General features: G+C 46.9%; 7 protein-coding genes. All 7 read left to right on the top strand.

The features are described from left to right. The first annotated feature begins 499 nt into the window (after positions 1 to 499). Entirely contained in the window at positions 500 to 1,093 is a 594-nt protein-coding gene (locus tag BM063_RS17005) for a pre-toxin TG domain-containing protein (RefSeq protein ID WP_092041882.1), read from the top strand. Continuing rightward, positions 1,078 to 1,626: a hypothetical protein gene (locus BM063_RS17000; protein WP_143085431.1), complete on the top strand. Its 549-nt coding sequence runs from the start codon at positions 1,078 to 1,080 to the stop codon at positions 1,624 to 1,626. Before BM063_RS17005 ends, BM063_RS17000 begins: the two co-directional genes overlap by 16 nt. A 20-nt stretch (positions 1,627 to 1,646) precedes the next feature. Then, positions 1,647 to 2,162 carry a hypothetical protein gene (locus BM063_RS16995; protein ID WP_092041876.1) on the top strand — a complete coding sequence of 172 codons (516 nt, stop codon included), beginning with the start codon at positions 1,647 to 1,649 and terminating at the stop codon, positions 2,160 to 2,162. Positions 2,163 to 2,622: 460 nt separating this feature from the next. Then, positions 2,623 to 2,892, top strand: coding sequence for a hypothetical protein (locus tag BM063_RS16985; RefSeq protein WP_143085430.1), 270 nt, complete (start codon positions 2,623 to 2,625; stop codon positions 2,890 to 2,892). Between the two features lie 33 nt (positions 2,893 to 2,925). After that, positions 2,926 to 3,558, top strand: a complete 633-nt coding sequence (locus BM063_RS16980; RefSeq protein WP_177199254.1) for a YIP1 family protein — start codon at positions 2,926 to 2,928, stop codon at positions 3,556 to 3,558. Between the two features lie 17 nt (positions 3,559 to 3,575). Continuing rightward, positions 3,576 to 4,820, top strand: coding sequence for a ribonuclease domain-containing protein (locus BM063_RS17890; RefSeq protein WP_218154461.1), 1,245 nt, complete (start codon positions 3,576 to 3,578; stop codon positions 4,818 to 4,820). A gap of 199 nt (positions 4,821 to 5,019) precedes the next feature. Next, positions 5,020 to 5,281, top strand: a 262-nt coding sequence (locus BM063_RS16965) for a helix-turn-helix domain-containing protein (protein WP_143085433.1), incomplete at its 3' end; no start/stop codon positions are given.

The following is a 5,281-nucleotide window of genomic DNA, read 5'->3' as shown; positions in this document are numbered from 1 at the left end:
ACGAAAATCATTTCGATCACCTATGAATCCATTCGACCATGAGGTAACATTTTCCTTCGGAATTTCCCGATCTAAGTTAGTCGACGGGGCACTAGAGAAGAATTGATCAAAACTTTGCTGGATGGAGCAATTCGTTTTTATAAAGGTTTATCCGAAGCCTTTAGCGATTCCATTGTATAACAATATCGTTTCAAGGACGCATACAAACACTTACTGAGCTACAAAAAACAATGTTTTGGTGAATGATGCTGACAAGTATGTTATGTGCTGGTGCCTGAAAATCGGAACCAGTTTGGCTTTTCACCTAAGACAGGGCTTGGTGTCGTTGACCTCCGAATTCCGGAAGTCGGCGACTTTTCATTTTCTATGGTTTGATTGAGTCATCCAGGGCCAACTGCCCGAGGGAGATGTTTCCTCAAGGAACACATCGGAGATTGGTGATCCCATCGGTGGGAATCCGGGGACAAATGGTTCTCCCGATGCCGGTCTCCCACCGGCGTTGGACGGTTTCAACGGTTCCGGCACGACTCCGGACGTGCCTCCGGTAATCCCTGACACCTCCGGGGACGGATCGGGAAATCCAATACCGGATGGAAATACTACCGCTTCCTTCACAACGGAGACCGGGGAAGGCGGTTGGCTTTCCGGATGGTGGGAGAAAACGAAAAACTACGCGGCCTCCGGACAAATCCTGAAGGATGCCGCCCATATCGGGAAAGAGACGCTGGATTTTCTCATTTTGGATGATGTATCCGGGTGTTTCACGGGGAAAGACACCGACGGCAACCAACTGGCCGGATGGGAGCGCGGCCTCAGTTGCGTTTCCCTTATCCCTGCGGCCAAGTGGGCCAAATTCGGGAAGTATGTCGACGAAGCTTTTACCTTTGTCGGCAAGCTGGATGGCAAATTGGCAAAAACTCGCCTCGGCGAGGGCTTGCAAACGGCGAAGAGGAAAGTGGTGAATCTGTTTGGCCGGGGGAAACTATCTGCTTGTTTATGTAATTCTCGAAACCATTTTCTAAAAGAGATTTCGCCTCCGAAACATAATACTGCTACGAATCCTACTTTGAGGCCATTTTGGAAAAACGACTGAGGAGCGTAAAAGGAACTGACTTGGCTTTGCCGAATTCTCCGGTGAACATCCCCGGAAAGGTTCTGGATCAATGGATAAAGGACGGGAGGATCAAAAGGGGAATTCCTAGAAAACTAAATGATTATATAAAAAATTTTAAACAACAAAAAATTCAATTGGATAAAGACCTGATTGTAACTATTGATAAAGATGCCATGAAGCACATCCTTGAGGGTCATCATCCGAAACACTTTAATCCGAAAGCTCGAATCAAACACAATGGGAATGTAAAGGAAGAGAATACTCTGTTTCCCAAAAATATGACTGAAAAGGATGTTGAACAACTTCTTATAAAGATCCTTCAACAGGAAAAGGATAGAATATACAGAAAGGCTAGTAAGAATATGTATGGATTTCAATTTGGTAAGGAAGAAGAACTCATCGTTGATGGGAAAAAATATGTTGTTGGGTTTCAGGTTGAGGCTAATTCAAATGGAATGCGTTATCGGAGAGTTGGTCAACTTTATCCGAAAGTCGATGAATTCGATGATTGATATGATAAGGAGAGATTCAGATGTTTCACGTGCAAACGTACATTTACTTTCCCGTAAAAAAGAATCCATCCTTTCCTGTGGAGATACCGGTGGATGATAAGGTCACATTGAAAAAAGCGGAACCCTATCTAGATTTTAATTACTTAGAAGGTCACATTGAACTGTCTTACTATGGACAACCGATACTGACCGAAAAATTAGGAGATTATATTATAGACTACTGGGACTATTTATTTCAGGCCATTTTGTCCTTTATGGAAAAAGGTTCGGGGGGAATGTATTTGCCTGATCAACCGATACCGATAGATATTGAAAAAAAAGGTTCGAAATGGGTGTTAATGACAATTGGCCGTAAAGGGAAATATGGGAAGTGGCTGTTGCCCAGAGAAGAGTTACTCAAAACATTGATGAATGGAGCAGCCAGTTTTTATAAAGGTTTATCCGATGCCTTCAGTGATTCCATTGTTCAAAAATATCGTTTCAAGGATAGGTACGAGTACTTATTGAACTTCAAAAAACAATATTTTGGTGAGTGACTCGCTGACAAAGATGTGATTATGTGTTTGGTTCCATTATTTAATCCTTTGAGATATCCGGTGTCGTCGATCTCCGATAGCGCAAAATACCCGGGAGGTCGACGATGCTTTTATTTTCTTCCAATATATAAAAACATCCTCGCTTTCCTGCGGATTGTCCTCCATTAAGAACAGCAAGCTCGGCAGAACCTTGTGCCGGAAAATTGGGGGGATGTGAGTCAGCGTCTTTTTCCGGAGGATTGCTCGTTGACCCTGAACTGTTCCCGAACTGCTTCGATTCTCCTGGCAACCCGATATCCGCTTGATGAACGGCATTTCCTCTCCGTCGAAACGGTGCGGATGTATTGTCGGTATCTTTTACTGGTATTTGTTCAGCGGGCTTTTCACGCTCACCGGGCAGGGGACTTTCGGGCCGGTGGCGCGACATGCGCAGAGCAGTCGGCCTTTCGTGGCCTCTTTGATGCCGTTTTGGGTGGTCAAGTTGGTTTTATTCGGCTCGGAAGTCTTTACCCCCTGGACGCCGGTGTTGGATTCGAGTCTTTGGTTGCTCTTGTTGATTGTGCTGTTTTATCTGGTTGATCTGGTCATCGGCGGATGGTATCTGGTCACCCTTTCCAGGAGTGTGGCGGAAGTCTACGAGTGTTCCGCCTGGTTGGCCTTCGCCCTCATCCTTTTAAGCAGTGTGGTCTTTTCCGTAGTGCTCAGTTTTGTGCTGCTGTTCTTCGTGTAAATGAAATCTTTTATAGAAAAAGGAAGATTTGCGGTGACAGGTTGGCAGGAAACCCTCAAGCTGATGGGCGCTGTCTGGCTTTCTCCGCGCAGAGTGGTCCGTCGGATTCTGGACGCGGGGTTGCCGTGGTTCTATTTGCTTCCCCTTGTGCTGGTGTACGGAATCAGCTTTACGATGGATCAGATTTCCTTCCGCAATTTGGCTGATTTTTTCCTTCTTCGGGATTTACTGCTCTTTTCCCTTTTGATTGGTGTTGGAGTGGGTCCACTGTTCTGGATGATCTACAGCGCGTTGTTCTACGGACTCGGACGTCTCTTTCGCGGTACGGGTCGCTGGCTGGAGGTGCAATTGGCCATGGCTGCAGCCATGGTGCCGGATGTGGCCAAACTGATTCTCTGGCTGATGCAGCTGGCCGTTTTTCGGGAAGAGGCTTGGACAATATGGACTCCCCGTATTCATTTCAGTTTTTTTCTCCTGCTGGCGTATTTCTTCTTCTTGTTTCTCGATGCGATTTTGATGGTCTGGACGGTTGTGATCATCGCTGGCGCGTTGTCGGAAGCCCACGAATTTTCCCTTTGGAAGGGCTTCTTACTAGTGCTGGTTGGGATTCCGTTGGTATGGGTCTTGTTCAAGTATGGATTGAATATCGTCCTCATGCCGATATAAGCAGGAGCGGATTTTCGATGAAGAAAAAGTTCTTTAAAGAAGAAAAACGTTGGTACCGAAGTGTTGGAGCGTGGGCCCGTAGGGGCTCTCCGACGATGGAGTATATCATCCTCATCGCCGTGGGTGCGCTCTTCGCCGGTTTGCTGTACCTGGCCATGTCGGATGGAGAAGGCCTGATCCAGTCGGCCATGGAGAAAAAGGTCCAGGAAATCATCCAAGGCCAGCTTCCTGAGGGAAAGCCTTCCGAAAACAATCCGGAAAACAGCGGCTCTTCCGACATCGGTAACGCATCAGAGATTGGCGATCCCAGGGATATCGGTGGAAATCCGGAGATCGGCGGTTCTCCTGACGCCGGCATCCCGCCGGAGCTGGGAGGACCCTCCGACAGATCCGGCACGACTCCGGCGGATGGGAACGCGGAAGCGGATGGGACGTCCCCTTCCACCTCCGGCGGCACTTCAGGGGGTGCAACAGCGGAAGGAAAATCTTCCGCATCCCAAGAAGAGGGAAAGGGCGGGCTTTCCGGATGGTGGGATAAAACGAAAAACTACGTGGCCTCCGGACAAATCCTGAAAGATGCCGCCCATCTCGGCAAAGAGACGCTGGATTTTCTCATATTGGATGATGTGTCCGGATGTATTACCGGGAAGGACACCGACGGTAACCAAGTAAGCGGATGGGAGCGCGGTCTCAGCTGTGTTTCCCTGGTTCCCGTGGTCAAATGGGCAAAATTCGGAAAGTATGCCGACGAGGCCCTCGCCTTTGCCGGCAAATTGGATGACAAATTGGCGAAAACTCGCCTCGGTGAAGGCATGCAAACGGCGAAGAGGAAGCTGGATGGTCTGTTTAGCAAGGGAAAAAGGGTTGCATGTAATTGTAATGATAATGTGGGAAAGTTGAAGAAGGGGGAAAGTAATACTAGTGGTTCAATTTCTTGGATAACTCCAGGAAGTTTACCCAAAGAAGAGGAGGATGCAGTTTTGAAAACGCTGGAATTAATAGATTCCAAGAAAAAACCACCTAGAAAACTCAGGAAAAATTGGGGAGTAAAATTTAGAAATAACGAAGGATATTTGCCTAAGGGATCATATTCAGAATATAGGGTTGCACCTCCTCCGGGTACTAAAAATGCAGGCCCGAGACGTATAGTTGTCAATAGAAAACTGGAGAAATGTATTATACTTGGACTCATTATGGTGATGGAGGAAGGCCGGCATTTGTCAGGATACGATAGTTTTTATATTACGAAATTAGGGATATGATTATTGTGGATCTTTTATTCTTTATTATGATGAGAGGTGGCGAATGATGTTTATATTAGGTTATCCACCTGTAAAATGCGTAAATGAGAAAAGTTTGGATTCTCTAATTAATGAGCTAGTGCCCCGTCGACTAACTTAGATCGGGAAATTCCGAAGGAAAATGTTACCTCATGGTCGAATGGATTCATAGGTGATCGAAATGATTTTCGTTCGTGACTTGACCACCAAGGAAGGCAATCAATTAAGACATATCATTCGAAAAGGATCCCATCCGGTGAAAGTCCGGCGGGCAATGGTTATTCTGGCATCCGCCCAAAAGATGACCGTCCCAAACATCGCCCGACTGTATCACCTATCCGAGGATCACGTTCGACGGTTGATTCACCGGTTTAATAAGGAAGGGATGAAATCGCTTCACCCCCGTTATGGAGGCGGCCGCCCGCGAACTTTTACGCCGGAAC

Source organism: Planifilum fulgidum (assembly GCF_900113175.1).
GTDB lineage: Bacteria > Bacillota > Bacilli > Thermoactinomycetales > DSM-44946 > Planifilum > Planifilum fulgidum.
This window is presented reverse-complemented; position numbering and strand designations above follow the sequence as displayed.

Coding starts and splice junctions, on each gene's coding strand:
- BM063_RS16985 (WP_143085430.1), top strand. CDS start 2,623: ATGCCGTTTTGGGTGGTCAAGTTGGTTTTATTCGGCTCGGAAGTCTTT.
- BM063_RS17890 (WP_218154461.1), top strand. CDS start 3,576: ATGAAGAAAAAGTTCTTTAAAGAAGAAAAACGTTGGTACCGAAGTGTT.
- BM063_RS16995 (WP_092041876.1), top strand. CDS start 1,647: ATGTTTCACGTGCAAACGTACATTTACTTTCCCGTAAAAAAGAATCCA.